The sequence below is a fragment of the Nocardioides faecalis genome, assembly GCF_018388425.1.
GTDB lineage: Bacteria > Actinomycetota > Actinomycetes > Propionibacteriales > Nocardioidaceae > Nocardioides > Nocardioides faecalis.
Genome location: NZ_CP074406.1, coordinates 427,602 through 451,523 on the forward strand (window position 1 = coordinate 427,602; position 23,922 = coordinate 451,523).

Below are 23,922 nucleotides of genomic sequence, written 5' to 3' on the forward strand. Positions count from 1 at the left end.
TCATGGACGGCACCGTTGAGACTGCGGGCGAGACCCCCGTACGGCGTCGCGTGGCGTACGTCCTGCCCGTCTACAACGAGCAGGACAACATCGCCGTCTTCCACGAGGCGCTGGTGGGTGCCACGAGCGCTCGGGCCGACCTGGACTTCGAGTTCGTCTACGTCGACGACGGCAGCCGGGATGCGTCCCTGGAGCGGCTCGTCGAGCTGCGCGAGCGCGACCCGCGGGTGACGATCGTGCAGTTCTCCCGCAACTACGGCCACCAGGTGGCGGTCACCGCCGGCCTGGACCTCGTCGCCGGGACCGGCGCGGCCGACGCCGTGGTGGTGATGGACACCGACCTCCAGGACCCGCCGCGGGTCAGCCTGGAGATGATCGAGCGCTGGGAGGCTGGCGCCGAGGTCGTCTACGCCCAGCGCCGCACCCGCAAGGACACCGCCTTCAAGCGCGCCACCGCCTGGGGCTTCTACTGGGTGCTGGACCGGCTCGCCTCGATCGAGATCCCGCGCAACGTCGGCGACTTCCGGCTGATGGACGCCCGCGTCGTGGCCGAGGTCGCCCGCTACCGCGAGCACGACCGGTTCCTGCGCGGCATCGTCGCCCACGTCGGGTTCCGCCAGGAGGCGCTGCTGTTCGACCGCGACGAGCGCTACGCCGGGGAGAGCGGCTACCCGCTGCGCAAGATGATCGGGTTCGCGGCCAGCGGCATCCTGGGCTTCTCCACCGCCCCGCTGAAGATGATCTCCCGGCTCGGCTTCGCGATCTCGGCGTTCAGCCTGCTGCTCGCCTGCTACGTGCTCGGGGTGCGGCTGTTCATGCCGGAGGAGACGGTGCCCGGTTGGGCGTTCCTCGGCGTCGGCATGTTCATGCTCAGCGGCATCCAGCTGGTGATGATGGGCGTCATCGGCAGCTACCTCGGCCGGGTCTACGTCGAGGCCCAGGACCGCCCGCTCTACACGCTGGCGATGGTGGCCCGCGACCCGGCGTCCGGGCGCGGTGTGCCCGCCGGCGAGGCGCCGCAGGCGTCACGCGGCGCGGGAGCGGTCTCCTGAGCCAGCGCTCGACCCTCGTACGCTTCGCGGCCGTCGGGGTCTGCAACACCGCCATCGACGCGGTGCTCTTCGTGCTGCTGCACGACCGCCTCGGCATCGCGCTGGCCAACCTCGTCTCCAGCAGCGCCGGGATGCTGTTCAGCTTCGTGGTCAACGGGCTGTTCACCTTCGGTGCCCGGCGGCTCACGCTGCGCCAGGCCGCGCTGTTCCTGGCCACCACCGGGGCCGTGATGTGGCTGGCGCAGCCGCTGCTCATCCACGGCTGGCTGTGGCTGCTCGAGCGCGGTCCGGACGTCACGCTGGGCGGCTGGGCGGACGCCGGCGAGCTGCGGATCTGGCTGGCCAAGCTGGCCTCCATCGCGTGCAGTCTCGTCCTGAACTTCGTGGCCTACCGGTTCGTCGTGTGGCCCGTGCAGCACCGCGAGGAGACCGACGTCACGCGGTGAGCGCCGGGCTCGTCGTCCCCCCGCCCGCACGCCTGTGCCGGGCGGGAACGGGCCGCTCGGCCCTGCCCGGAGACGATTTGGTTCTCACATTCACAAGCTCCTACAGTGACCGGGTCGCGTCCTGCACGGATCGGTCCGGACGAGGCTGGAAAGTGGAGCTGTGAGCACACGGAGTTCGACGGACGCGCACCGGGTCATCCCGGAGGCCACGGTGGCCCGCCTGCCGGTCTACCTGCGGGCACTGACCGCCCTGGCCGACAGCGGCATCCGCACCTGCTCGAGCGAGGACCTCGCCTCCGCTGCCGGGGTCAACAGCGCCAAGCTGCGCAAGGACCTGTCGTACCTGGGCAGCTACGGCACCCGCGGCGTGGGGTACGACGTCGACTACCTGCGCTACCAGATCGCCCGTGAGATCGGGGTGACCCAGGACTGGCCGGTCGTCATCGTCGGCATCGGGAACCTCGGCCACGCCCTGGCCAACTACTCCGGCTTCCGCAGCCGCGGCTTCCGGGTCGTCGCGCTCCTCGACGCCGACCCGAAGCTGATCGGGCGCACCGTCGCCGGGGTCGCGGTGCGTGCCTTCGACGAGCTCGAGGCCATCGTGCGCGAGCAGGACGTGGCGATCGGGGTGATCGCCACGCCGGCCCACGCCGCGCAGGGCGTCGCCGACCGGATGGTCGAGTTCGGCATCACCAGCATCCTCAACTTCGCTCCCGCCGTCGTCGCCGTGCCCGACGGCGTGGACGTGCGCAAGGTCGACCTGTCGATCGAGCTGCAGATCCTCGCCTACCACGAGCAGCGCAAGGCCCACAGCGTCCTCGCCGCCGGAGCTCTCGACGGCAAGGTCGACGGCAAGGTCGACGGCAAGGTCGACGGGGAGGTCGACGGGGAGGTCGACGTGAAGGTCGATGGGAAGGCCGACGGAAAGGTCGACGTGACGGTCGACGGGAAGCTGTCCGGCACCGCGGTCGAAGGAGGAGCACAGTGAGCGTCCTGGTCGTGGGCATCTCCCACAACTCCGCCCCGATGCCGATCCTGGAGCGTGTCGCGCTGGGCCCCGAGGGTGCGCAGAAGCTCCTCGCCGACGCCGCCTCGTGCGACCACGTCATGGAGGCGGCGGTGATCGCCACCTGCAACCGGCTCGAGATCTACACCGAGGTGGAGCGCTTCCACGGGAGCATCGAGCAGATCTCCCGGCTGCTCGTGGAGCGTGCCGGAGCCAGCACCGAGGAGCTGCTGCCGCACCTGTACGTGCACTACGACGACGGCGCCGTCTCGCACCTGTTCCAGGTCGCGGCCGGCCTGGACTCGATGGCCATCGGCGAGGGCCAGATCCTGGGCCAGGCCCGGGAGGCGCTGCGCCGCGGCCAGGAGGCCGGAACCGTCGGGCCGGCCTTGAACTCGCTCTTCCAGCAGGCGCTGCGCGTCGGCAAGCGCACCCGCGCCGAGACCGGCATCGACCAGGTCGCCCCGACGCTGGTCAGCGCCGGGCTGGACGCGGTCGCGGAGAGCGCCCGCCCCGTCCTCGGTGGCGAGGTCGTCGTGGTGGGCGCGGGCACGATGGCCGGTCTGGCCACCGCCACCGCCGTTCGTGCCGGGGCCCGTCGGGTCGCGGTCGTGAACCGCACGATGGAGCGGGCCGCACGCCTGGCCGAGCAGTACGGCGCCCACCCGGTGCCGTTCGCCCAGCTCGAGGCCGAGATCGGTCGCGCCGACATCGTCATCAGCTGTACCGGCTCGACCGGCGTGGTCATCGACGCGGACATGGTGCGCGCCGCACGCCGCGGCACCGACCGTCCGCTCGGGCTGGTCGACCTGGCGCTGCCGCACGACGTCGGACCGGAGGTCGCCTCCCTGCCCGGCGTCACCGTGGTCGGTCTCGCCGAGCTGCGGGCCCGGCTCCAGGGCGGAGCGACCGGCCGCGAGGTGGCCGAGGTCCGCCGGATCATCGGCGAGGAGGTCGCCGCCTTCCTCACCGCCCGGCGCCAGGCCAAGGTCACCCCGACCGTCGTCGCCCTGCGCTCCATGGCCACCGACGTCGTCGAGGCGGAGATGGAGCGCCTCGAAGGCCGGCTGCCCGACCTGGACGACGTCACCCTCGAGGAGATCCGTCAGACCGTGCGACGGGTGGCCGACAAGCTCCTCCACGAGCCCACCGTGCGGGTCAAGCAGCTCGCCGACACCGACGGTGCGGTGTCGTACGCCGCCGCCCTGGCCGAGCTCTTCGCGCTCGACCCCGACGCCGTCGACGCCGTCACCCGCCCGGTCGTGAAGGAGGCAGGATCATGAGGATCGGCACCCGCCGCAGCGCCCTGGCGACCACCCAGTCGAGCCACGTCGCTGCCGCGATCAACGCCTTCGGCACGGCCACCGAGCTCGTCGAGATCAACACCGACGGCGACCGCAGCCAGGCCACCGGCATCCCGATCTCGCAGGCCGCCTCGGCGACCGGCGTCTTCGTCAGCGCGCTGCGCGAGGCCCTGCTCGCCGGCGAGGTCGACGTGGCGGTGCACTCGCTGAAGGACCTGCCCACGACACCCGCGGACGGGATCACCCTGGCCGCCGTGCCGATGCGGGAGGACCCGCGCGACGTCGTGGTGGCCCGCGACGGGCTGACCCTGGGGGAGCTGCCGCCGGGCAGCCGGGTGGGCACCGGGTCGCCGCGCCGCGTCGCCCAGCTGCACGCGCTCGGCCTCGGCCTCGACGTCGCCGGCCTGCGCGGCAACGTCGACACCCGCATCGGCCACGTCCGTGAGGGCCGGTACGACGCCGTCGTGCTCGCCCGCGCCGGGCTGTCCCGGCTCGGCCGGCTCGACGAGGTCACCGAGGTCCTCGACCCGCTGCAGATGCTGCCCGCCCCCGGCCAGGGTGCGCTGGCGGTGGAGTGCCGCAGCGACGACGCCGAGACGCTGGCCCTGCTCGCCAGGCTCGACGACCCCGCCACCCGTGCCGCCGTGCTCGCCGAGCGGGCCGTGCTGGCCACCCTCGAGGGCGGCTGCTCGGCCCCGATCGGGGCGTTGGCCGACCTCGTCGAGGGCGAGGACGGCCCCGAGCTGTGGCTGCGCGCGGTCGCGTTGTCACCCGACGGCACGCTCGCCGTACGACGTTCGGCCTCGAGCCCCCTCGCCGAGGAGCCCGCCTCCTGGTCCGACGCCGCGACGATTCTGGGTCAGGCGCTGGGCCGCGAGATGCTGGACGACGGCGCGGCCGAGCTGGACGACCGGGCGTCCTCCCCGCCCCCACCCCCCAGCAGCAACGACCACCCATCCGCACGATCTGCAGAGGTGCACAACGCATGACGCGAGCCACGACAGCCAAGGCTGCCCCGTCTCCCGCCGCCGACCAGCTCAGGCCCGGTGGGGTCTCCTTCGTGGGCACGGGTCCGGGCGACCCGGACCTGCTCACCGTGCGTGCCGTGCGGCTCATCCAGGACGCCGAGGTGATCATCACCGAGGAGCCCGCCCACGTGACGCTCGTCGAGGTCGTCCGCGCCCGCGCTCTCGCCGCCGGTGAGATCGCCGAGGACGCCGCCGAGGTCGAGATCATCGACGGCGGCTTCGGTGAGGACGGCCAGCCGCTGACCCACGCGGCCCGCGCCAAGGTGGTCGTCAAGCAGGCCAAGCGAGCCGCTCGGGTGGTGCGGCTGCTGGGCGGCGACCCCTTCCTCTACGCCTCGGGCCCCGAGGAGGCGCAGGCGGTGGCGAAGGCCGGCCTCGGCTTCGAGGTCGTCCCCGGCGTGTCGTCGGTCTCCGCGGTCCCGGCCTACGCCGGCATCCCGCTGACCACCAAGGACAACCGCGAGGTGGCCGTGGTCACCTGCGGCGACAAGGTCGACTGGAAGCGCTACCTCGACTTCCCGACCCTGGTGCTGCTCTCCGCGGTCGGCCAGATCGGCGACATCGCCAAGCAGCTGATCGAGCTCGGCCGCTCTCCGCAGACCCCGGTCGCGATGACCCGCGTCGGCACCACCACCGAGCAGCAGACCGTCACCTCGACGCTCGAGCGGATCGCCGCGGACGCCCGTGCGGCCCGCATCGCCCCGCCGGCGATCACCGTCATCGGCTCGGTGGTCGACCTGCGCGAGAAGCTGTCCTGGTTCGAGACCAAGCCGCTGTTCGGCTGGCGTGTGCTGGTGCCCCGCACCAAGGAGCAGTCCGCCTCGCTGTCCAACCGGCTGCGCGAGTTCGGCGGCGTGCCGGAGGAGGTCCCGACGATCTCCGTCGAGCCGCCGCGCAACCCCCAGCAGATGGACAAGGCCGTGCGCGGACTGGTCGAGGGCCGCTACGAGTGGATCGCCTTCACCTCGGTCAACGCGGTCAAGGCGGTGCGTGAGAAGTTCGAGGAGTACGGCCTCGACGCGCGTGCCTTCTCCGGCCTCAAGATCGCCGCGGTCGGCGACAAGACCGCCCAGGCGATCGCCGCCTGGGGCCTGCGGGCCGACCTGGTGCCCTCCGGCGAGCAGTCCGCCGCCGGCCTGCTCGAGGACTGGCCCGAGTACGACGAGCAGCTCGACCCGATCAACCGGGTCTTCCTGCCGCGTGCCGACATCGCCACCGAGAACCTGGTGGCGGGCCTGATCGACCTCGGCTGGGAGTGCGACGACGTCACCGCCTACCGCACCGTGCGGGCCGCGCCGCCGCCGGCGCCGACCCGGGACGCGATCAAGACCGGCAAGTTCGACGCGGTCGTGTTCACCTCGTCCTCGACCGTGCGCAACCTGGTCGGCATCGCCGGCAAGCCGCACCCGTCCACGGTGATCGCCGTGATCGGCCCGGCCACGGCCAAGACCGCGGAGGAGCACGGCCTGCGTGTCGACGTGATGGCGCCCAAGCCGGACGTCGACCTGCTGGTCGAGGCGCTCGCGGGCTTCGGTGCCGCGCGCCGCGCCGCGATGGTCGAGGCAGGCGAGCCGGTCACCAAGCCCAGCGACCGCAAGCCCTCGGCTCGCCGTCGCCGGGCGGAGTGACCTCCCCGCACTGACGCTGGACGCGACCGGCCCCGACGCACCTGGTGCGTCGGGGCCGGAGCCGTTTTCCGTAGTGAGGGTTCCCCGGGTGCCCGGGGTCGCGTGGACGGTGCGGCTACTTCTCGCTGAGCGTCCGTGTGCCCAGCACCGTGCCATTCGCGGTGAGGAAGTCGACCTGCGCGAAGTCGCCGGAGACGGAGTCGCCGAGCTCGGGCAAGGCCACCGCGAAACCCCCGGTGCCGGGGTCGAGCGCGACCTCGTGGGCGAACCCGGCACCCCGCACCCGGACCCGCCGGACGCCCGGCAGGTCCGGCTCGCCGTACACGAAGTAGGTGCTCGCCGGAGGGGTGTCCTCGATGGTGCCCGCGTAGGACTCGGAGGTCCGGTCGAACCAGGCGTCCGTCGGGGCGTCGGCGCAGTAGCCGCCGAGCTCGGGACCGAAGCGGCCCTCGGCCTCCAGCACGGCCGTGCAGCTGCGGCCCTCGGCGTCGGTGCCGCGCCAGATCACGAAGTCCTGCTCGCCGCCGGGGGAGGCCACGGAGAACGAGGCGACCTCGTGCACGTCGCTCACCGGGGTGGGTGAGATGTGGTCGAGGTCCTCGGCGATGATCGCGGGCACCAGGCCCGAGGCGTAGGCGATGCCGCCCACACCGAGCGCCCCGGCGAGGACGCCGCCGAGGATCCCGGCGCGGCCCACGCGCCGTCGGGTCGGGCGATCCTGCGGAGCGGCGAGGATCCGCTCCAGCGTCTGCGCCGACCATGCCGGGGCCACCGGTGTCGGCTCGGGGCGCAACCGCGCGACCTCCTGCTCCAGGCGGGACGGCGTGTGCTCGGTCGTGGTCATCGGACCTCCTGGGCGGTGGTGGTGGGGCTGGTGACTCGGGTTGCCGGGGCTGCGCGGGACGGGTCGGCGAGGGCGGCCCGTGCGCGGCTCAGTCGACGGCGGAAGGTGGCGGGCTTGATGCCGAGGACGGCCGCGGCCTCCTCTCCGGTCAGCCCGTCCCAGGCGATGAGGAGCAGTGCCTCGCGGTGCTGCTCGTCGAGCCGGGCCAGCCGCTCCAGCGCCTCCCGCCGGCTCAGCGCGCTGTCCGCCGAGTCCGCGGCGTACGACGTCACGCCGTCGAGCAGCGCGACCCGGTCCGCGAGCGCCCGGTGCCGGCGGGCCGAGCGGGCCCGGTTCTGGATCACCTTGCGCGCCGTGACCAGCAGCCAGCCGATCGGTGGCTCGGGTACCTCACCCCACCGCCGCCATGCCACCAGGAACGTCTCGGCGACGACGTCGTGCGCCGCCTCCGCGCCGACGTGGCGGGTGGCGAACGCCAGCACACGTGGTGCCTCGGCGTGCCACACGTGCGTGAACTGCTCGGTCGGGGTGCTCATGCCACGTAGTGTCCGGCAGCGCGCCGGGTGTGACCGGTGGGTCCCGCACCCCGGCCGATGCGCGGCGTGCCGACCTAGACTCGAGCGCATGAGCGAGCTCCAGCGCCCCGTCGTCCGTCCCCGCCGGCTGCGCAGCAGCGCGGCGATGCGGGAGCTGGTCGCGGAGACCACGCTGCGCCCGGCCCAGCTGGTGCTGCCGATGTTCGTGCGCGAGGGCGCTGATGAGCCGGTGCCGATCGGCTCCATGCCCGGGGTGGTGCAGCACAGCAGGGACTCGCTGCGCCGTGCCGCCGTCGAGGCCACCGAGGCCGGGCTCCGCGGCGTGATGCTCTTCGGCGTGCCCGAGAGCAAGGACCCCGAGGGCTTCGGTGCCACCGACCCCGACGGGATCCTCAACGTCGCGATCGCCGACGTCGCCGCCGAGGTCGGCGACGCGCTCGTGGTGATGGGCGACCTGTGCCTCGACGAGTTCACCGACCACGGCCACTGCGGCGTGCTCGACGCCGACGGCCGGGTCGACAACGACGCCACCTTGGCTCGATACGCAGAGATGGCGCGGGCGCAGGCGGCCGCCGGCGCCGCGATGGTCGGCCCCAGCGGGATGATGGACGGCCAGGTGGCCGTCATCCGTGCGGCCCTCGACGAGGCGGGCCACACCGACACCGGGATCCTCGCCTACTCCGCGAAGTACGCCTCCGCCTTCTACGGTCCGTTCCGCGAGGCCGTGGACAGCTCGCTGAGCGGCGACCGGCGCACCTACCAGCAGGACGGCCGCAACGCGCGGGAGTCGATCCGCGAGGTGCTGCTCGACATCGAGGAGGGCGCCGACGTCGTGATGGTGAAGCCGGCGCTGGCCTACCTCGACGTGCTGCGCCGGGTCGCGGACACCGCCGGCGAGCTGGGGGTGCCCACGGCGGCGTACAACATCTCGGGGGAGTACTCGATGCTCGAGGCCGCGGCCGCCAACGGCTGGATCGACCGGGAGCCCGCGATCCTGGAGACGCTGACCTCGATCCGCCGCGCCGGCGCCGACATCATCCTGACCTACTGGGCCGTCGAGGCTGCCCGGCTGCTGCGCTGAGCCCGCCACGAAGCACGAGAGCCCCGGACCGAGGTGGTCCGGGGCTCTCGTCGTGTCTGCGGGCTACTTCTTCTGCAGGCCGTAGCTCACCAGGCAGTTGAGCAGCTGCAGCGACTGCGACAGCTTCGGGTACGCCGCCTGGCACGCGGTGCGCGCCTCCTGCTTGCCGAGCAGGCCGAGGACACCGCTGATCAGGTTCGAGGTGACCCCGCCGACGCCCTCGTCGACGCCCTTGACGACCTCCTCGACGGCCTCGGCGCCCTTCTCGACGCCCTTGGAGATCGGGTTGTCCTTCGGGATGCCGGGCACGCCCGGCTTGTCGTCGCCGGCGCTGCCCTTGTCGCCACCGCCGCTGCCGCCGCCGGTGCCCGGGGCGGTGCCCGGGGTCCCGGTGCCGGTTCCGCTGCCACCGCCCGTGGAGCCCGGGATGGTGTTGCCCTTGTTGGTCCGCGGGCCGGCGATGTTGTTCTTGTTGGTCTTGGCGCCGGTGTTGAACTTCGGCGGCTCCGGGACGACGTAGCCGGCCGCGGTGGAGTTGTTCGGCACCGAGGTGAAGTCGCCCTCGAGGTAGGCGTCCATGATCTTCAGCACGAGGTCGACGTACGCCTGGGAGTGGTTGTAGCGGTAGACCGCCGCGCGCTGGCCGGCGACGGTGGAGAGGTCGCCGTCACCGGAGCACAGGTAGACCGCCGCGGCGAGCGAGGCGTCGTCGATGTCCTGGGGGTTGCGGGCCGCGTCGTCGTCGGCGTCCACGCCCACGACCTGCCAGGTCGAGGGGATGAACTGCATCGGGCCGACCGCGCGGTCCCACTCGGTGTCCTTGTCGTAGACGCCGGCGTCGGTGTCCGGGATGGCCTTGGTCTTGTTCTGGCCGTTCAGCGGGATGCCGTAGATGCCCGGGGTCGCGACGCCGTCGTTGTTCAGCACGTTGCCGCCGAAGCGTCCGTGGTTGGACTCGACCCGGCCGAGCGCGGCGATCAGCTGCCAGGTGAGGTTGCACGACTCGTCGGCGGAGTTGATGACGGTCTCGGCGCGCTGGTAGGCCGCCAGCGCTGCCGCGGGGATCGCGTTCGTGGACGACGCCGAGACGATGCCCGCCTCGTTGCCGCCGTTGAGGCCCTCGATCTGGCTCGGCTCCGAGATGCTGGCCGGGTCCTCGATGGACTCCTCCGGCACGCTGGTGCCGTCGGTCACCCGACCGGGACCCTCCTGTGCCGCGCTGGGGGCCGCCACGCTGCCGATGCCGGCCACCGATACGGTCCAGGCCGCTGACAGCAGGGCCAGTGGAATGATGGTGGCGACGCGCTGCAGCCGCCCCAGACGCTTCCTCGACATTGTGGTCTCTCTCCCCGGGCCCGAAGGCCTGATCACGTGGTCCGCTCCCTCGTCGGGCCACCCCTGCACCGCACCGGGCGGCGAGGCGAGATGCGACGCCGAGGGGTGCGACACGTGGTCAACGAATATTGGCACAGGCAGTTACGGGTGTCACATGGCCCAGGTCACAAGGACGGGTCCCGGGACGGGTCGCTGGTCCCGCCCGTGCTAGACCGAGGAGTCCGGATGGCGGGGGTGCCCGCGACGGCGATGCCCGCGGATCGGCCCCGATCAGCGACAATGGCCAGGTGCCTGACCTCGTGACGACCGGCTCCGACGCTCTGTTCGCGCGGGCCCGGGCGGTGACGCCGGGCGGCGTCAACTCCCCGGTGCGTGCGTTCAACGCCGTCGGCGGCACCCCACGCTTCATCGCCTCGGCGCAGGGCCCCTGGCTCACCGACGTCGATGGCAACACCTACGTCGACCTGATCTGCTCGTGGGGGCCCATGCTGCTCGGGCACGCCCACCCCGCGGTCGTCGCCGCGGTCAACGAGGCCGTGGCCCGCGGGACGTCGTACGGCACGCCCACCGAGAACGAGGTGGCGCTGGTCGAGGCGATCGTCGCCCGCACCCCCGTCGAGCAGCTGCGGCTGGTCTCCTCCGGCACCGAGGCCACCATGTCGGCCATCCGGCTCGCGCGCGGCTTCACCGGCCGCGACGTGGTCGTGAAGTTCGCTGGCTGCTACCACGGCCACGTCGACTCGCTGCTCGCCTCCGCCGGCTCCGGGCTGACCACCTTCTCCCTGCCCGGCACCCCCGGCGTGCCGGCCAGCTCGACCGAGCTGACGCTGGTGCTGCCGTACAACGACCCCGACGCGGTGCGGGCGGCGTTCGCCGAGCACGGCGACCGGATCGCCTGCCTGATCACCGAGGCCGCCCCCGGCAACATGGGCGTGGTGCCCCCGGCTCAGGTCGACGGACGCAGCTTCAACGCCTTCCTCGCCGAGACCTGCCGCGCACACGGTGCGCTGTTCGTCAGCGACGAGGTGATGACCGGCTTCCGGGTCTCCGCGTCAGGCCAGTGGGGCACCGACGGCGCCCACGAGGGCTGGGTGCCCGACCTGGTCACCTTCGGCAAGGTGATGGGCGGCGGCTTCCCCGCCGCGGCGTTCGGCGGCCGCGCCGACGTGATGGCCCACCTGGCACCGGAGGGCCCGGTCTACCAGGCCGGCACGCTGTCGGGGAACCCGGTGGCCACCGCCGCCGGCCTGGCCACGCTCACCGCCGCCACCGACGAGGTCTACGCCCGCCTCGACGTCGTCGCCGACGCCCTGCGCGCCGGTGCCGCCGAGGCGTTCACCGCCGCCGGCGTGCCGCACGTCATCCAGTCCACCGGCTCGATGTTCTCGGTCTTCCTCACCGAGGACCCGGTGCACGACTTCGCCGGCGCCCAGCGCACCGACACCGCGGCGTACGGCGCCTTCTTCCACGCCATGCTCGACGCGGGCGTGCACCTGCCGCCGTCGGCGTTCGAGGCGTGGTTCGTCTCGGCCAGCCACGACGACCGGGCGGTCGAGCAGGTCCTCGACGCCCTGCCCGCAGCCGCGCGTGCAGCAGCCCGGGCCGCGACAGGATCGACCACCCGAAAGGCCGGCGCATGAGCACCCCCGACACGATCGTCCACCTGGTCCGCCACGGCGAGGTGCACAACCCGCAGGGCGTCCTCTACGGCCGCCGCGACGGGTTCCACCTCTCCGAACGCGGCCGGGCGATGGCCGACCGGGTCGCAGGCGCGCTCGGCGGCAACGACATCACCGTGCTGCGCTCCTCCCCGCTGGAGCGGGCCCGGGAGACCGCTGCACCGCTCGCCGCCGCCCTCGGCATGGAGGTCGGCACCGAGGAGCGGGTGCTGGAGTCCACCAACCGGTTCGAGGGCCTGACCTTCGGCAAGGGCAACAACGCGCTGCGCAACCCGTTGCTGTGGCGCCACCTCTACAACCCGTTCAAGCCCTCGTGGGGCGAGCCCTACCGGGACATCGTGACCCGGATGATGGCCGCGATCCACGACGCCCGACGCGACGCCGCCGGCCACGAGGCGGTGCTGGTCTCCCACCAGCTGCCGATCTGGACCACCCGGCTGGCAGCGGAGAAGCGCTCCTTCCTGCACGACCCGCGCAAGCGCCAGTGCACGCTGTGCTCGATCACCTCCTTCGGGTTCGCCGGCGACGAGCTGGTGCAGATCAGCTACTCCGAGCCCGCCATCGACCTCATCCCGACCGGCGACATCGCCGCGCCGTTCTCGGCGGGCGACGCGCCCGAGGAGAACAAGCCGGAGGGGACCCCGCCGGTATGAGCCGCCTCCCGCACGCCAGGGCCCTGCTCGTCGCCCTGGCTCTGCTCCTGGTGTCCGCGGCCGGGTGCTCCGACGTGGAGGGCACCGGCGACCTCGAGTACGTCTCCGGCGACGGCCGCGTCGTGCAGGTCGCCCCCGACAACCGCCAGGACCCCGTCGCCATCAGCGGTACGACGATCCAGGGCGATCCGCTCGACCTGGCCGACTACCGCGGCCGCGTCGTGGTGGTCAACGTGTGGTGGTCGCTGTGCGGGCCGTGCATCAAGGAGATGCCGATGCTCGTCGAGGCCGAGGCGGAGCTCGCCGAGGAGGTGCCGGACCAGACCGCGTTCGTCGGGATCAACATCCGTGACAACGCCCCGGAGAACGCCGCCTCGTTCGAGCGCGACCGCAACGTCGACTACCCCTCGCTCTACGACCCCGGCAGCGAGACGCTGCTGGAGCTCGGCGACTACGCGCCCCCGTCGATGCCGGCCACGCTGGTGCTCGACGCCGAGGGTCGCGTCGCGGCGCTGATCAACGGTCCCGTGCCGTCCAAGGCGACGCTCAAGGGCCTGGTGTCCGACACCCTCGCCGAGGCTTCCTGATGCAGGACTGGTTCACCGAGCAGGCCGCCGTCGGCTCGCTCGGGCTGGCGGTCCCGGTCGCGCTGGTGGCCGGGCTCGTCTCGTTCTTCTCTCCGTGCGTGCTGCCGCTGCTGCCCGGCTACCTGTCGTACGCCACCGGCCTGTCCGGCGCCGACCTGGCGGCCGGGGAGGCCGGGCGACGCCGCGGCCGGATGCTGCTCGGCTCGGGCCTGTTCGTGCTCGGCTTCGCGGTCGTCTTCGTCATCTACGGCACCGCGTTCGGCTCGGCGGGCACGTGGCTGCGCCGCTGGGACGACGAGCTGCAGCTGCTGCTCGGGCTCGTGCTGATCGTGCTCGGCCTGGTGTTCGCCGGGGTGCTCTCGTGGTTCCAGCGCGACCTGCGCATCCACAAGGTGCCCGCGGTCGGGCTCGGCGCCGCGCCGCTGATCGGCGCGCTGTTCGCGATCGGCTGGACCCCCTGCGTCGGCCCTACCTTCGGCGTCATCCTCAACCTGACCTTCGCCGACGGCGCCACCGCGGCCCGCGGCGGCCTGCTCGCGCTCTGCTACGCCCTCGGCCTCGGGCTGCCCTTCGTGGCCGTCGCGGTGGGCTACAACCGCCTCTCACGCACCCTGGGCTGGGTGCGCCGGCACCAGGTCCTCTTCATGCGGGTCGGTGGCGCGTTCCTCGTGCTGATCGGCCTGCTCATGGTCACCGGCTGGTGGGACCACGTCGTGCAGTGGGCCCAGCTGCGCACCGTCGAGTTCGGGGAGACCGCGCTGTGAGCCAGACGAAGGACCGCGAGCACGCCGAGCAGCCGCCGGCCACCGAGCGGCGCGCCGGCGAGCTCACCGCCCGCGAGCTGCTGCGCTGGACCTGGCGCCAGGTCACCTCGATGCGCACCGCGCTGATCCTGCTCCTGCTCCTCGCCCTCGCCGCGATCCCCGGATCGGTGATCCCGCAGGAGGGCGTCGACTCCCTGGCCGTGAGCAGGTGGAAGGACGAGCACCCGAAGCTCACCCCGCTCTACGAGCGGCTCGACATGTTCTCGGTCTACGGCTCGCCGTGGTTCTCCGCGATCTACCTGCTGCTCACGATCTCCCTGGTGGGCTGCATCGTGCCGCGGCTGTTCGCCTACGCGCGTGCGATGCGCGCGCAGCCGCCCGCCGCCCCGCGCAACCTGACCCGGCTCCCGGTGCACGCCACCTACCGCACCGAGCTGTCCACCGAGGAGGTGCTGGACCGGGCGCGCACCGTGCTCGGACGCCGGCACCGGATCCGGGTCCGGGCCGCGGGCGACGACTTCGTCGCGGCCGAGCGCGGCTACCTGCGCGAGGCTGGCAACCTGGTCTTCCACCTCTCCCTGCTGGTCGTGCTCGCCGGGTTCGCGATGGGCGGGCTGTGGGGCTACCAGGGCGGCGTGATCCTGGTGCAGGGCTCCACGTTCAGCAACAACCTCACGCAGTACGACGACTTCAAGCCCGGCACCCTGTTCACCGGCGACCAGCTCGACAACTTCCGCTTCCGCGTCGACGACTTCCGTGTCGAGTGGCTCGACGAGGGGCCCCGTGCCGGGCAGGCCCGCAAGTTCGAGGCCGACCTCGCCTACCGGGCCGGCGACGCGGAGGAGAAGGACTACACGCTGCGGGTCAACCACCCGCTCGACATCGACGGCACCCAGGTCTTCCTGATCGGCCACGGCTACGCCCCGGTGATCACGGTGCGCGACGGCAACGGCGACGTGGTCACCACCGGACCCACCGTCTTCCTGCCGCAGGACGCCAGCTTCCTGTCCTTCGGCGTGGTCAAGGCCCCGTGGGCCAAGCCCGGGCCGATCGGCCTGGAGGGGCTGTTCTACCCGACCTTCGAGATGGTCGACGGCAACCCCGTGACCGTGTTCGGCGACGACCTGCTGCCGACGCTGTCGATGCTCGCCTTCACCGGCGACCTCGGGCTCGACGACGGCCGCTCGCAGTCGGTCTACGTGCTCGACAAGTCGAACGCCACCGCGGTGGAGGGCGAGGACGGCAAGCCGTTCCGCGTCGACCTGCAGCCCGGCGACACCGTCGAGCTGCCCGACGGGCTCGGCTCGGTCACCTTCGAGCGGGTGGAGCCCTGGATCCGGGTGCAGATCAGCCAGACGCCCGGCAAGGAGGTCGCCCTCATCGGCGTGGTGATCGCGCTGGTCGGGCTGTGCGTCTCCCTCTTCTGGCGTCCGCGCCGGGTGTGGGTGCGTGCGGTCCCGGACCCCGCAGGTGGCCCCGCAGGTGGCCCGGCCGGCGGCCCCGACGGTGCCGCGGACGGCGCGGAAGACACAATGGACGGCAACGGCGGCACTCGGGTCGAGGTCGCCGTACTCGATCGCTCGGGCAACGGTGAGATGGACGAGGTCCTCTCCGGCTTGCTGAAGCAGCTGCAGGAGGCACCGAAGTGAGCAACACCGCGTGGGAGAACCTGAGCAACCAGGCCACCGCGATGGCCGGGATGGTCTACTTCCTGGCCCTGATCGTGTACCTCGCCGAGTGGGCGGCGGTGCGGCACACCGCGGCCGACCGTGAGCTGGTCGCCGCCGGCGTCGGCGGACCGGGCGAGGCCCCGGCGACCGCGGCGCCCACCGGTGCGAGCGAGCCCGGTCGCCGGGTGGCCTTCCTGGGCCGGCTCGGCATCCTGCTCACCTTCATCGCGGTGGGCGTGCACCTGGTCGCCCTCGTCGGGCGCGGCATGGCCGCGGACCCCAACCGGGTGCCGTGGGGCAACATGTACGAGTTCACCCTGTCCGGCTCGTTCGTGGTCGCGCTGCTCTACGTCGTGCTCTACCGCCGCTTCGACCTGGCCTGGATGGGCCCGCTGGTCGTCGGCTTCGTGGTGACGGTGCTGATGGTCGCCGCGATCTGGCTCTACGACGAGGTCGCCCCGCTCACCGAGGCGCTCAACTCGCCCTGGCTGGTGATCCACGTCGTCTCCGCCGTCATCGCGACCGGTGCCTTCAGCCTGGGTGGCCTCGTCTCGATCATGTACCTGGTCCGGATGCGCGCCGAGCGGCGCGCCCGTGCCGCGGAGCGCGAGCTCACCGGGTGGATCGCCCGCGTCCCCGAGCTCGACGGGCTCGACCGGCTGGCCTACCGGGTGCACGCCTTCGCCTTCCCGGTGTGGACCTTCGCCGTGCTCATCACCGGCCCGATCTGGGCGCACGAGGCCTGGTCGCGCTACTGGAACTGGGACCCCAAGGAGGTGTGGGCGTTCATCACCTGGGTCGTCTACGCCGGCTACCTGCACGCCCGCGCCACCGCGGGCTGGAAGGGCCGCAAGGCCGCGCTGCTGGCGCTGGTCGGACTGGCCACCTTGTGGTTCAACTTCATCGGGATCAACTACTTCTCCACCACCAGCCAGCACTCCTACGCCCTGGAGCACACCGTGGAGCGCACCGTCCAGCCCGCGCCGGGCGAGGATCCAGGAAGCCTGAGGGTTCAGGACGCCTGAGGGTTCCGGACGCCTGAGGGTTCAGGACGCCTGAGGGCTCCTCAGGCGTCCGGAGTCTCGGGTGGCTTCGACTGCTCGCGGCGTCGGCGGCGCTCCAGGTCGCGCAGGAACGCCTCGTCGTCGTCGGGGGCGACCGGTCGGCTCGGCGGGCCCGAGGGGCGGCGGGTCGCCGGCGTTCCCCCCGTGCCGCGGTCCTGCAACCAGCGGATCGCGAGGTACATCACGATCGCGAAGACGACGACCACCAGCAGGAGCTTCACGCGCCCAGCCTAGTTCGCTCCTGGTGAGCGGGGACGAGCGACCCGAGACCCTTGGGCCCGACCGGGCCGCCGCCGTTTCCGCGCCTGGGCCCGCCCGTCCTAGGCTGGGACCGTGAAGGAGTTCTGGATCTACACCGGTCTGCGGATCGCGATGTTCATCGGCACGTTCTGCATCGTCTTCGGCCTGTGGTTCCTGGTGGCCGACTCGGTCAACGTGCTCCTGGTGATGGTGATCGCGTTCCTGATCAGCGGCGTCGCGTCGTACGTGCTGCTCGAGCGGCAGCGCAACGCGTTCGCCCAGCGGGTCGAGGGCCGCGCCGGCCGGATCAGCGAGAAGTACGAGGAGATGCGCTCCAAGGAGGACGGCGAGGCCTGAGCCTCCCTGCCGCGCTGCTCGACCCGATCAGCCGGATCAGCCGGATCAGCCGGCCAGCAGACCCGCACCGGCGAGCACGGCCCAGGCCAGCTCGGCCATCCCGATCCGCTGCAGCACCGGGATCAGCGCCGGACCCCGGGCGCCGCCGAGCACGGTCCGCACCGCAGCGCCCGCCGGCACCAGGAACCCCAGGCCGAGCAGGGCCCACCACGTGGTGAGGGCGGCCAGCACGACCAGCGCCGCCGCCGCGAGCGCGACCAGCAGCGTGAAGAAGACCCGGGTGCGGGCATCTCCCAGCCGCACGGCGAGCGTCAGCTTGCCCGCCACCACGTCGGTGGGGATGTCGCGCAGGTTGTTGGCCACGAGGATCACGCAGGCCAGCGCGCCGATGCCGACGCCACCGGCGAGTGCCGGCCAGCCGGCCTCGCCCCACTCGCCGGTCTGCACGTACGTCGTGCCCACCACCGCGACCAGGCCGAAGAAGACGAAGACCATGACCTCGCCCAGGCCCAGGTAGCCGTAGGGCTTCGAGCCGCCGGTGTAGAACCAGGCCGCGAGGATGCAGAGCACGCCGACGAGCACCAGCCACAGCGACGTCGTCGCGGCCAGCACCAGCCCGGCGACGCCGGCGAGACCGAAGCAGCCGAACGCCGCGCGCTTGACCGCGGCCGGCGTGGCCAGGCCGGAGCCGACCAGCCGCAGCGGACCGACCCGCTCGTCGTCGGTGCCGCGGATGCCGTCGGAGTAGTCGTTGGCGTAGTTGACGCCGACCTGCAGCGCCAGGCTGACCACGAGCGCGAGCAGCGCCTTCCACCACACGGCCTGGTCGTCGTACGCCGCGACGGCGGTGCCGACCAGCACGGGTGCGACCGCGGCGGGGAGGGTGCGCAGCCGGGCGCCGGCGATCCAGTGTGCGGGAGTGGCCATGACCGGCGATTCAAGCAGGAGCGGCGGTGCCTCGTGCCGCCGGGTGGGCCTCGCCCTCCTCCCCGGAGAAGGGGCGCGACGGATAGCGTCTGAGGCGTGGAGCTGTTCTGGGTGCGTGGCGGGGCGGACGAGGTCGTGGCCTCGGTCGCGGACTGGTTGTCGGCCGACCCGGCCCCACCCGCGGTGGTCGAGACCTCCGGCTCGACCGGCGCCCCGAAGCGGGTCGTGCTGCCGCGCGCCGCGGTGCTGGCCTCGGTGCGGGCCTCCGCCGAGCGCCTGGGCGCCACCGGACCGTGGGTGCTGGCGCTGCCCGCCACCTTCGTCGCCGGGCTCCAGGTCGTCGTCCGCTCGCTGGTCGCCGGGCACCGGCCGACCCTGTTGGAGCGCGACGGCTGGCCCGAGGGCGAGGGCTGGTTCGTCTCGTTGGTGCCGACCCAGCTGCGCCGGATGCTGACCGACCCCGTCGACGTGGCGGCCCTGCGCCGCGCGCACACCGTCCTGCTCGGCGGCGGGCCGATCGGCGCGTCGCTGCGTGAGAGCGCGGAGCGCGCCGGGGTGCACGTGGTGGCGACGTACGGCTCCGCGGAGACCGCCGGAGGCTGCGTCTACGACGGGGTGCCGCTCGACGGCGTCGCGGTCGCGCTCGGTGAGGGCGGCCGGATCCGGATCGCCGGGCCCACCCTGTTCACCGGCTACGACGGTGACCCGACGGCCACCGCCGAGGTGCTGCGCGACGGCTGGTTCCAGACCTCGGACGCCGGCCGGATCGACGCCGACGGCCGGCTCGAGGTGATCGGCCGGGTCGACGACGTGATCGTCAGCGGCGGCCTCAACGTGCCCGGGCCCGCCGTGGCCGAGCGGCTGCGCACCCACCCCGGCCTCGCGGCCGCGGAGGTGCTCGGCGTGCCCGACCCGGAGTGGGGCCGGCGCGTCGTCGCGTTCGTGGTGCCCGCGCCGCCGGGACCCGCACCCGGGTTGGAGGAGCTGCGCGACTGGGTCGGTGCCACGGAGCCCCGCGCCTGGGCGCCGCGCAGCCTCGTGGTGCTCGACGACATCCCGCTGCTGGGCAACGGCAAGCCGGACCGGCAGGCGCTGCTGGCGCTGGCCGGCCAGCAGGTGCGGCCATGAGGGTCGTCGCCGTGCCGATGACGACCCGGTTCCGCGGCATCACGGTGCGCGAGATGGCGCTGCTGCGCGGCCCCGCCGGCTGGGGGGAGTGGAGCCCCTTCCTGGAGTACTCGCCCGAGGTCGCCGAGCCGTGGCTGCGCTGCGCCGAGGAGGCCGCCGCGGGGGACTGGCCCGCGCCCGTGCGCGACAGCGTGCCCGTCAACGTCACCGTGCCCGCGGTGGACCCCGAGCGTGCGCACCGCATCGTCACCGACAGCGGCTGCCGCACCGCCAAGGTGAAGGTCGCCGACGCCGGCCGGCCGCTGGCCGAGGACCAGGCCCGCCTGGAGGCGGTGCGCGACGCGCTCGGCCCCACGGGGTTGATCCGCATCGACGTCAACGGCGGCTGGAGCGTGGAGGAGGCCGTCGCGGCGATCGCGGTCCTGGAGCGCGCCGCCGGCGGCCTGGAGTACGTCGAGCAGCCGACCGCCTCCGTGGAGGACCTGGCTCGCGTGCGCCGGCGCGTGGCGGTGCCCATCGCCGCGGACGAGTCGATCCGCCGCGCCGAGGACCCCTACCGGGTGCGCGAGCTGGAGGCCGCGGACGTGGCGGTGCTCAAGGTGCAGCCGCTCGGCGGGGTGCGCGCCTGCCTGGAGATCGCCGAGCGCATCGAGCTGCCGGTCGTGGTCTCCTCGGCGTTGGAGACCTCCGTGGGCATCGCGGCCGGGGTGGCGCTGGCCGCGGCGCTGCCCGAGCTGCCGCACGCCTGCGGCCTGGCGACCGTGCAGCTGCTCACCGCGGACGTGGCCAGCGAGCCGCTGCTCCCGGTGGACGGCGCGCTGCCGGTGCGCCGGCCGAAGGTCGACCCGCAGCAGCTGGACCTGCTCGCGGCCGCGCCGGAGCGGGTGCGCGCCTGGCAGGCCAGGCTGGAGGCCGTCCGCGCGGTGCGGGAGACTCGGCGCTGATGCCTGCGCCCACCCCCGACCCCGCGCCCGCTCCGTCCCTCTCGGCAGGGGAGACGGCCGGCGAGCTCGCCGACGCCCTGGTCCGCTGGCTGGTGCGCGCCGGCGTGACCGACGTGGTGCTGGCGCCGGGCTCCCGCAACGCCCCGCTGGTCCTGGCGCTGTGGGCCGCGGCCCCCGCCGGTGGGCCCCGGTTGCACGTGCGCATCGACGAGCGGACCGCGGCCTTCCTCGCCCTCGGCCTGACCAAGGTCTCCGAGCGACGCCGCGCCGCGGTCCTGACGACCTCGGGCACCGCGGTGGCCAACCTGCACCCGGCCGTCCTCGAGGCGGTGCACGCCGGCGTCGGCCTCGTCGTGGTCTCCGCGGACCGCCCGGCACGGTTGCGCGGCACCGGCGCCAACCAGACCACCGACCAGGTCGGCATCTTCTCCCCGCTCGTGACCTCCCACGACGTGGCGACGGTGACCGAGCTGCGCGCGGTGCCGGCGCCGCCCGAGCAGGTGGTGCACCTCAACGTGCAGCTGGACGTGCCGCTCGTCCCGCCCGCGCCGCCGCAGCCCGTGGCGCTCGGACCCGCCGACCGGCCCGCTCCCGCCGATCCTGCTGCCGACGACCGTGAGCCGTCGGCGCCCTACGTGCTGGAGCGCGGCCCGCGCACGGTGGTGGTCGCCGGCGACGGCGCCGGCCCCGCCGCCCGGGTGCTCGCGGAGTCCGCCGGCTGGCCGCTGCTGGCCGAGCCGACCAGCGGCGCCCGCACCGGTGAGAACGCGCTGCGTGCCTACCGGCTGCTGCTGGGCACCGACCTGGGCCGCCGCATCGAGCGGGTGGTCGTGCTGGGCCGGCCCACCCTGTCCCGCCCGGTCACCAACCTGCTGGCGCGTGACGACGTCGAGGTGCTGGTGGTGCCGGCCGCCGGCCACTGGCCGCCCCGCCCCGCAGGAGCCCGCACCATCACGGCGCCACGCTGGGACGAGCAGGGGGTCGACGACCCGGCCTGGCTCGCCGCCTGGCGCGAGGCCGACCGCGACCTCGGCCGGAGCATCGACCGCCTGCTCGCCGCCGAGCCCGCCCTCACGCCGTACGACGTCGCGGCGGCCACCTTCGCCGCGCTACCGGCCGGCGGGCTGCTGGTGGTGGGCGCCTCCAGCCCGATCCGCGACCTGGACCTGATGGCGCGCCCGGCACCGGTGGGCACGCGCCGCAAGCTGCTGGCCAACCGCGGCCTGGCCGGCATCGACGGCACCATCAGCACCGCGATCGGTGCCGCGCTGGGCCGTCCGCACTCCACCCGCAACCTCGCGCTGATGGGCGACCTGACGTTCCTGCACGACCAGACCGGGCTGGTGATCGGCCCGGACGAGCCGCGTCCCGACCTGACGATCGTGGTGCCCAACGACGACGGCGGCGCGATCTTCTCGATGCTGGAGCAGGGCGGCGCCGCGCACGCCGCGTCGTTCGAGCGCCTCTTCGGCACCCCGCACGGCACGGACCTCGCCGGGCTGTGCGCCGCGGCCCGGGTCCCGCACCTGCGGGTCTCCTCGCGGCCCGAGCTGGAGCAGGCGCTGAGCAGCCCCAACGGAGGCATCGAGGTGGTCGAGGCCGTCGTCGACCGGGCCGGGCGCCGGCACCTCGACGAGCGGCTGCGCGCGCTGGCACTCGACCTGGCCCCAGCCCGACCGGCAGCCCGACCGGCAGCCCGACCGGCAGCAGGACCGACAGTCCGGTGAGCCTGGCAGGCGACCCGGACGAGACGGGGGTGGACCCCGACGCCGCGGACGCCTGCTCCTTCGCCGCTCCCGCCGAGACCCGCACGGCCTCGCCGCTGCGCCACTTCATCAGCACCGAGACGACCGGTGCCGCGCTGCTGGTCGCCGCGGCCCTGGTCGCGTTGGTGTGGGCGAACTCGCCGGCCTCGGGCGCCTACGAGGACCTGTGGCACCTGCGGCTCGCGGTGCAGCTCGCCGGCGGTGGGATCGACCTCGACCTGCACCACTGGGTCAACGACGGCCTGATGGTGGTCTTCTTCTTCGTCATCGGCCTGGAGGTGCGCCGCGAGTTCGCGGTCGGCGAGCTGACCGACCGGCGCCGGCTGCGGGTGCCGCTGGTCGCCGGCCTGGGCGGCATGCTGGTGCCGGCGGCGCTCTACCTGCTGCTCAACCCGACCGGCGAGGCCGCGGCCGGCTGGGGCGTGGTGATCGGCACCGACACCGCTTTCCTGCTCGGCGCGCTCGCCCTGGTCGGGCCGCGCGTGTCCACCCAGCTGCGGATCTTCCTGCTCACCCTGACCGTGATCGACGACATCGTCGCGGTCAGCGTGATCGGCGTCGTCTACTCCGACGGCCTCGAGCCCGCCGCGCTCGCGGTCGCCGCCGCCTGCCTGGTGCTGCTGGTGGTGCTGGACCGGGTGGGGGAGTGGCGCGCGTCGCCGTACGTCGTGACCGTGCTGGTGCTCTGGATCGCCACGCTGGAGTCCGGGGTGCACGCCGCCATCGCCGGCATGGTCTCCGGTCTGCTGGTGCCCGCCGCCGACCCGGACCGCCGGCTGGTGCAACGTGCCGCCGCCCGGGTGCGGCGCTTCCAGCAGTCGCCGCTGCCGCAGGTGCAGCGGCAGGCGCGCCGGGAGCTGAACCGCGCGGTCTCGGTGAACGAGCGGCTGCAGGAGGTGCTGCACGGGTGGACCAGCTTCGTGGTGGTGCCGGTCTTCGCGCTGGCCAACGCCGGCATCGACCTGCGCGACGGGGTGCTGCGCGACGCCCTCGGCTCCCCGATCACCTGGGGGGTCGTCCTCGGCCTGGTGCTGGGCAAGCTCCTCGGCATCGGGCTGGGCGCGCTGGGCGCGGTCCGGCTGGGCGCCGGTGAGCTGCCGGAGGGGGTGGGCGCCGGGCACACGCTCGCGGGCGCCGCGCTCTCGGGCATCGGCTTCACGGTCTCCCTGCTGATCATCGGCCTGGCCTTCGACGACCAGCGGATGCAGGACGAGGCGAAGGTCGGGGTGCTGCTCGCCGCGGTCCTGGCGGCCGCGCTGGGCTGGCTGGTCTTCGCCGTGGCCGCGCGGTTCTTCGACCAACGCGACGCGGCACTGCCCACCACCCTCGCCGAACCGGTCGACCCGGCCACCGACCATGTCGCCGGCCCGCCGGACGCCCCGCTCACGCTGGTGGAGTACTTCGACTACGAGTGCCCGTTCTGCGCCCGCGCCACCGGCGCCGCGCGTGAGGTGCGCCGCCACTTCGGCGACCGGCTGCGCTACGTGGCCCGGCACCTGCCGCTGGCCGTGCACCCGCACGCCGTGCTCGCCGGGGTCGCCGCCGAGGCGGCCGGACGCCAGGGCAGGTTCTGGGAGATGCACGACCTGCTGTTCTCGAACCAGGACCGGCTGAGCCGGGCCGACCTCCTCGAGCACGCCGCCACGCTGGGCCTGGACGTGGACCGCTTCGCCGCCGACCTCGACGACCCCGCGCTGCTGGCCCGGGTCGAGCGGGACGAGACCAGCGCGGCCGGCGGCGGCGTGCGGGGCACGCCGACCTTCTTCGTCGGCACCGAGCGCCACCAGGGTCCGTACGACGCCCGCAGCCTCATCGCCGCGCTGGAGGCCGCGGCCCAGCGGACGCGATCCTGAACCGCCACCCCTGCCCCGTGGTGGATCGCC

The 23,922-nt window shown here is 73.5% G+C and carries 23 protein-coding genes; 18 read left to right on the plus strand and 5 right to left on the minus strand.

All coding sequences use genetic code 11. From position 1 onward, the window contains the following. Window positions 1–2: 2 nt before the first annotated feature. From KG111_RS01905 to KG111_RS01930, 6 genes are all read left to right on the plus strand, one after another. Window positions 3–1,052 carry a glycosyltransferase family 2 protein gene (locus KG111_RS01905; protein ID WP_205292391.1) on the plus strand — a complete coding sequence of 350 codons (1,050 nt, stop codon included), beginning with the start codon at window positions 3–5 and terminating at the stop codon, window positions 1,050–1,052. Continuing rightward, window positions 1,049–1,498, plus strand: a complete 450-nt coding sequence (locus KG111_RS01910; protein WP_275890207.1) for a GtrA family protein — start codon at window positions 1,049–1,051, stop codon at window positions 1,496–1,498. Before KG111_RS01905 ends, KG111_RS01910 begins: the two co-directional genes overlap by 4 nt. Window positions 1,499–1,658: 160 nt before the next feature. Further along, entirely contained in the window at window positions 1,659–2,486 is an 828-nt protein-coding gene (locus KG111_RS01915) for a redox-sensing transcriptional repressor Rex (RefSeq protein ID WP_307820566.1), read from the plus strand. Further along, window positions 2,483–3,787: a glutamyl-tRNA reductase gene (locus KG111_RS01920; protein WP_205292392.1), complete on the plus strand. Its 1,305-nt coding sequence runs from the start codon at window positions 2,483–2,485 to the stop codon at window positions 3,785–3,787. The genes KG111_RS01915 and KG111_RS01920 overlap by 4 nt, the downstream gene beginning before the upstream one ends. Next, window positions 3,784–4,797, plus strand: a complete 1,014-nt coding sequence (gene hemC / locus KG111_RS01925) for a hydroxymethylbilane synthase (RefSeq protein ID WP_205292393.1) — start codon at window positions 3,784–3,786, stop codon at window positions 4,795–4,797. Before KG111_RS01920 ends, hemC begins: the two co-directional genes overlap by 4 nt. Next, the gene (locus KG111_RS01930) at window positions 4,794–6,464 is read left to right on the plus strand and encodes a bifunctional uroporphyrinogen-III C-methyltransferase/uroporphyrinogen-III synthase (protein WP_205292394.1); all 1,671 of its coding nucleotides are present in this window, start codon (window positions 4,794–4,796) and stop codon (window positions 6,462–6,464) included. The genes hemC and KG111_RS01930 overlap by 4 nt, the downstream gene beginning before the upstream one ends. 115 nt (window positions 6,465–6,579) lie before the next feature. Here the strand turns inward: KG111_RS01930 and KG111_RS01935 are convergent, their stop codons facing one another. Together KG111_RS01935 and KG111_RS01940 are read right to left on the minus strand one after the other, a co-directional pair. Further along, a complete protein-coding gene (locus tag KG111_RS01935) occupies window positions 6,580–7,308 on the minus strand; it encodes a hypothetical protein (RefSeq protein ID WP_205292395.1) in 729 nt (242 codons plus the stop codon). After that, a complete protein-coding gene (locus KG111_RS01940) occupies window positions 7,305–7,844 on the minus strand; it encodes an RNA polymerase sigma factor (RefSeq protein ID WP_205292396.1) in 540 nt (179 codons plus the stop codon). The genes KG111_RS01935 and KG111_RS01940 overlap by 4 nt, the downstream gene beginning before the upstream one ends. 88 nt (window positions 7,845–7,932) lie before the next feature. Between KG111_RS01940 and hemB the strand changes: the two genes are divergently transcribed. Then, window positions 7,933–8,925: a porphobilinogen synthase gene (gene hemB / locus KG111_RS01945; RefSeq protein WP_205292397.1), complete on the plus strand. Its 993-nt coding sequence runs from the start codon at window positions 7,933–7,935 to the stop codon at window positions 8,923–8,925. Between the two features lie 63 nt (window positions 8,926–8,988). Here hemB and KG111_RS01950 read toward each other — a convergent pair whose 3' ends face one another. After that, window positions 8,989–10,260 (minus strand): lytic transglycosylase domain-containing protein, encoded by a 1,272-nt coding sequence (locus tag KG111_RS01950; protein ID WP_205292398.1) that lies wholly within the window; start codon window positions 10,258–10,260, stop codon window positions 8,989–8,991. A gap of 287 nt (window positions 10,261–10,547) precedes the next feature. On the opposite strand from KG111_RS01950, the gene hemL reads away from it, so the two are divergent. The 6 genes from hemL to ccsB are packed head-to-tail and all read left to right on the plus strand — an operon-like array spanning window position 10,548 to window position 16,638. Continuing rightward, complete coding sequence (gene hemL, locus KG111_RS01955) at window positions 10,548–11,900, plus strand: glutamate-1-semialdehyde 2,1-aminomutase (protein WP_205292399.1); 1,353 nt, start codon at window positions 10,548–10,550, stop codon at window positions 11,898–11,900. After that, window positions 11,897–12,592, plus strand: a complete 696-nt coding sequence (locus KG111_RS01960; RefSeq protein ID WP_205292400.1) for a histidine phosphatase family protein — start codon at window positions 11,897–11,899, stop codon at window positions 12,590–12,592. The genes hemL and KG111_RS01960 overlap by 4 nt, the downstream gene beginning before the upstream one ends. Beyond that, the gene (locus tag KG111_RS01965) at window positions 12,589–13,179 is read left to right on the plus strand and encodes a TlpA disulfide reductase family protein (RefSeq protein WP_205292401.1); all 591 of its coding nucleotides are present in this window, start codon (window positions 12,589–12,591) and stop codon (window positions 13,177–13,179) included. The genes KG111_RS01960 and KG111_RS01965 overlap by 4 nt, the downstream gene beginning before the upstream one ends. Further along, window positions 13,179–13,943, plus strand: coding sequence for a cytochrome c biogenesis CcdA family protein (locus KG111_RS01970; protein WP_205292402.1), 765 nt, complete (start codon window positions 13,179–13,181; stop codon window positions 13,941–13,943). The genes KG111_RS01965 and KG111_RS01970 overlap by 1 nt, the downstream gene beginning before the upstream one ends. Beyond that, entirely contained in the window at window positions 13,940–15,592 is a 1,653-nt protein-coding gene (gene resB, locus KG111_RS01975; RefSeq protein WP_249666261.1) for a cytochrome c biogenesis protein ResB, read from the plus strand. The genes KG111_RS01970 and resB overlap by 4 nt, the downstream gene beginning before the upstream one ends. Continuing rightward, window positions 15,589–16,638, plus strand: a complete 1,050-nt coding sequence (gene ccsB, locus KG111_RS01980; RefSeq protein WP_205292403.1) for a c-type cytochrome biogenesis protein CcsB — start codon at window positions 15,589–15,591, stop codon at window positions 16,636–16,638. The genes resB and ccsB overlap by 4 nt, the downstream gene beginning before the upstream one ends. A 41-nt stretch (window positions 16,639–16,679) precedes the next feature. Here the strand turns inward: ccsB and KG111_RS01985 are convergent, their stop codons facing one another. Beyond that, window positions 16,680–16,898, minus strand: a complete 219-nt coding sequence (locus tag KG111_RS01985) for a hypothetical protein (RefSeq protein WP_205292404.1) — start codon at window positions 16,896–16,898, stop codon at window positions 16,680–16,682. 112 nt (window positions 16,899–17,010) lie between these two features. On the opposite strand from KG111_RS01985, the gene KG111_RS01990 reads away from it, so the two are divergent. Then, on the plus strand, window positions 17,011–17,274 hold the full coding sequence (locus KG111_RS01990) for a DUF4229 domain-containing protein (RefSeq protein WP_205292405.1): 264 nt from the start codon (window positions 17,011–17,013) through the stop codon (window positions 17,272–17,274). 45 nt (window positions 17,275–17,319) lie between these two features. Here the strand turns inward: KG111_RS01990 and KG111_RS01995 are convergent, their stop codons facing one another. Then, window positions 17,320–18,201 carry a 1,4-dihydroxy-2-naphthoate polyprenyltransferase gene (locus tag KG111_RS01995; protein WP_205292406.1) on the minus strand — a complete coding sequence of 294 codons (882 nt, stop codon included), beginning with the start codon at window positions 18,199–18,201 and terminating at the stop codon, window positions 17,320–17,322. Between the two features lie 96 nt (window positions 18,202–18,297). Here KG111_RS01995 and KG111_RS02000 point away from each other — a divergent pair, with 96 nt between their 5' ends. From KG111_RS02000 to nhaA, 4 genes are read left to right on the plus strand one after another with little or no spacing between them, the layout of a single operon-like run. Further along, complete coding sequence (locus KG111_RS02000; protein ID WP_205292407.1) at window positions 18,298–19,329, plus strand: AMP-binding protein; 1,032 nt, start codon at window positions 18,298–18,300, stop codon at window positions 19,327–19,329. Further along, entirely contained in the window at window positions 19,326–20,273 is a 948-nt protein-coding gene (locus tag KG111_RS02005; protein WP_205292408.1) for an o-succinylbenzoate synthase, read from the plus strand. The genes KG111_RS02000 and KG111_RS02005 overlap by 4 nt, the downstream gene beginning before the upstream one ends. Beyond that, the gene (gene menD, locus KG111_RS02010; RefSeq protein ID WP_205292409.1) at window positions 20,273–22,000 is read left to right on the plus strand and encodes a 2-succinyl-5-enolpyruvyl-6-hydroxy-3-cyclohexene-1-carboxylic-acid synthase; all 1,728 of its coding nucleotides are present in this window, start codon (window positions 20,273–20,275) and stop codon (window positions 21,998–22,000) included. Before KG111_RS02005 ends, menD begins: the two co-directional genes overlap by 1 nt. Beyond that, the gene (gene nhaA / locus KG111_RS02015) at window positions 21,997–23,892 is read left to right on the plus strand and encodes a Na+/H+ antiporter NhaA (protein ID WP_249666262.1); all 1,896 of its coding nucleotides are present in this window, start codon (window positions 21,997–21,999) and stop codon (window positions 23,890–23,892) included. Before menD ends, nhaA begins: the two co-directional genes overlap by 4 nt. Window positions 23,893–23,922: the final 30 nt, after the last annotated feature.